This window comes from Methylobacterium sp. WL18, from assembly GCF_008040015.1.
Taxonomy (GTDB): domain Bacteria; phylum Pseudomonadota; class Alphaproteobacteria; order Rhizobiales; family Beijerinckiaceae; genus Methylobacterium; species Methylobacterium mesophilicum.
The window spans coordinates 1-3,112 of the sequence record NZ_VRVD01000557.1 but is presented as its reverse complement, the minus strand read 5'-3'; the positions used below and the strand labels follow the sequence as shown (position 1 = coordinate 3,112).

At 72.8% G+C, this 3,112-nt stretch carries 2 protein-coding genes and 1 pseudogene; all 3 read right to left on the bottom strand.

The annotated features are described in order from the left end of the window. The coding region (locus tag FV228_RS24910) for a phytoene/squalene synthase family protein (protein WP_147857004.1) at positions 1-874 on the bottom strand (874 nt) is incomplete at its 3' end. Then, complete coding sequence (locus tag FV228_RS24905) at positions 855-2,378, bottom strand: phytoene desaturase (RefSeq protein ID WP_147857003.1); 1,524 nt, start codon at positions 2,376-2,378, stop codon at positions 855-857. The genes FV228_RS24905 and FV228_RS24910, both read right to left, overlap by 20 nt. A 76-nt stretch (positions 2,379-2,454) precedes the next feature. After that, positions 2,455-3,112 (bottom strand): annotated as a pseudogene (locus FV228_RS24900) (hypothetical protein); the annotation flags it as partial.

The window sequence follows — 3,112 nt, the reverse complement described above, 5'->3', positions numbered from 1 at the left end:
TCGCCGGACCGGAGCGCAGGGCGCGGGCGATCAGGGCGAGCTTGCGCGCCGTCCCGACCCGGGCCCGGGTGCGGACGGAATCATAGTCCTGCAGCGCTACGACCCGGCCGATCTCGGAATAGATCAGGGCGGCGGAGCGGATCGCGGGGCGACAGGGGGACGGCAGCGCCGCGATGCCGGCCTCGGCCCGCCGGTACAGTTCGTCGGCCTCCGTGAGCAGCCGGGCCACGATGCCGGCGAGCGCCGGGCCGGGCTGCGGATCGGCCAGGAAGGCGTCCGGGTCGAGCCCCGCCTCGACCATCCAGTCGAGGGGCAGGTAGAGCCGGCCCATCCGGGCATCCTCGCCGACATCGCGGGCGATGTTGGTGAGCTGCATGGCGGCGCCGAGATCGCAGGCGCGGGCGAGCGCGTCGGCAGAGCGCGCGCCCATGATCAGCGCCATCATGGCCCCAACCGAGCCCGCGACCCGGGCCGCGTAGGCATGGAGCGCCGCGATGTCGGCGTAGCGCCGGCCCTCGGCGTCCCAGGCGAAGCCCTCGATCAGCGCGTAGGGCAGCGCCTCGGGGATCGCGTAGGCGCCGACGATCTCGGAGAACGCCCGGTCGGCGGGCGCGTCGGCGGGGTTGCCGGCATAGGCCCGCGCGACCCGGTCGCCGAGGCGCACCACCGCGTCGCGGCGAGCGGACGGGTCGGCAGCCTCGTCGACGAGGTCGTCCGACAGCCGGCAGAAGGCGTAGAGCCCGTAGGCCGCCTCGCGGACCTCGCCGGGCAGCAGCCGGCCGGCCGCAAAGAAGCTCTTCGAGCCGGCGCGGATCGCCTGCCGACAGGCTGTGCGGTCGGCGGCCGCGGCGAATTCAGGCGGAAACGCGGGCATCCGGAACCACAAGATCGAGGATTCGGGCAGAGGAGAGCACGCCGGGCAGGCCGGCGCCCGGATGGGTGCCGGCGCCGACCAGGTAGAGGTTGCGCACGTCGCTCGACCGGTTGTGCGGGCGGAACCACGCGGATTGCGTCAGCACCGGCTCCAGGCCGAAGCCGGATCCCCGGTAGCTCTGGAAGTCGTCCTGGAATTCCAGGGGCGTCGTCACCTTCGAGGTGACGATGGCCTCCGACAGGCCCGGCATCACGCTGGATTCGAGCATCTCGGCGATCCGGCGCCGATACGGCTCCGCCAGCGCGCGCCAATCCTGGCCGCCGGCCAGGTTCGGCACCGGGGCCAGCACGTAGAAGGCATCGCAGCCGGGCGGCGCGAGGCTCGGATCCGTGGCGGTGGGCCGGTGGAGGTAGAGGCTCGCATCCTCGGCCAGCACCTTGCGGTCGAAGATGTCGGAGAGCAGCCCGCGATAGCGTGGACCGAGCAGGATCGTGTGGTGGGCGACGTCCGGGTAGCGCCGCTTCGTGCCGAAATACCAGACGAACAGGCCCATGGAGGAGCGCGCGCGCTTCAGCCGCCCCGGGCTCCAGCGCCGGGGCTTGGGCAGCAGCCGCGCATGCGTCACCGCCGAATCGGCGTTCGAGACCACGATGTCGGCCGCGATCGTCTCACCGCCCGCGAGTTCGACCCCGGTGGCGGTCCCGTTCTCGACGCGGATGCGGGCGACGTCGACGCCGAGCCGGACCCGCCCGTTCTGGCCGCGGATCAGCCGGACCAGCCCATCGACCAGCTTGCCGGTGCCGCCCATGGCGAAGTGGACGCCCCAGCGCCGCTCGAGGTCGGCGATCAGGCAGTAGATCGCGCTGGCCCGGAACGGGTTGCCGCCGATCAGGAGCGGGTGGAAGCTGAACACGGTACGCAGCCGCTCGTCGCGGACGAAGCGCGCCACCACGTCGTGGACCGAGCGGTGGCCCGACAGGCGCAGCAGGTCCGGAGCAATCTTGAGCATCGACCCGATGCTGCCGAACGGTACGTGGCCGAGCTGCTCGAAGCCGATGCGGCAGACCGAGCGGCTATGCGCCATGAAGCGTTCGTAGCCGGCCACGTCGTCCGGGGCGAACCGCGCCACCTCCGCCCGCATCCGCTCGGGATCGCCGCTGTACTCGAAGGTTTCGCCGTCGGCGAAGCGGATCCGGTAGAACGGGTCGATCGGCACCAGGGCGACGTCGTCGGAGAGGCGACGGCCGGCGAGCTGCCACAGCTCCTCGAACAGCTGCGGCGCGGTGACGATGGTCGGCCCGGCATCGAAGGTGAAGCCGTCCTGCCGGTGGACCCGGGCGCGGCCGCCCGGCTGCTCCAGACGTTCCAGCACGGTGACCCGGTAGCCCCGCGCCCCGAGCCGGACGGCCGCGGCGAGCCCGCCGAAGCCGGAGCCGACGACGACCGCGTGCGGTCGCCGATCCGTCTCGTGCCGTCCCGACTGCTCGACCGCGAGTGTCAACATAACTTGACACTATGCCGGGGAATTTCCCGGGCGCAAGGCCGAAACGTCGTTCCGGCCCCGCCGCGTCGTCTCGCCGTCAGAACTCGCCGGCCAGACCGGCGCGGACGCCAACGTTGCTCTCGCCCGCATAGGCGACGCCGGCCGTGACCGCGATCGGTACGCAGCAGGTCGGCAGCCGGTGCGCCACCGCGACGCCGCCGGCCCACTCGCCGCGATAGGTCGCGCCGTTCGTGGCCCAGGTGGTCTTGCCCGGCGCCGAGGGCATCGGAGCGGTCGCCATCGCGATCGCCATGGCGACGCCCTGCCGCGACTCCTTGCGGGTCTGCACCGCGTAGCGCTGCATCGTGTCGGTCTTGGCCTCCAGGTTGTTGACCTGGGACTGGACCGAATCGACCCGGTTGCCCAGCGCCGCGATGGTCGAGGGGCCGTAGGCCGAGGCCGCGAGGTTGCCGCTGGCGTCCGTGGTCACGAAGGCGGTCGCCCCGCTCTGCGCCGCGGCGCTCGCCTGCGAGGCGACGCCCGCCAGGGTGTAGGTGTTGGCGGCGTTGCCGATCGCCACCTGGTTGGCCTGGGTGGTCTTGACGTTGGCCCCGATGGCGATGGTGTTCGCCTGGTTGGCGGCCGCCCCGTTGCCGAGCGCGACGCTGTTGTTGCCGGCGGCCGAGGCCGCCGCGCCGATCGCGGTGGATCCCGTGCCGGTCGCGCCGGCGACGAAGCCGAGCGCCGTGCTGCCC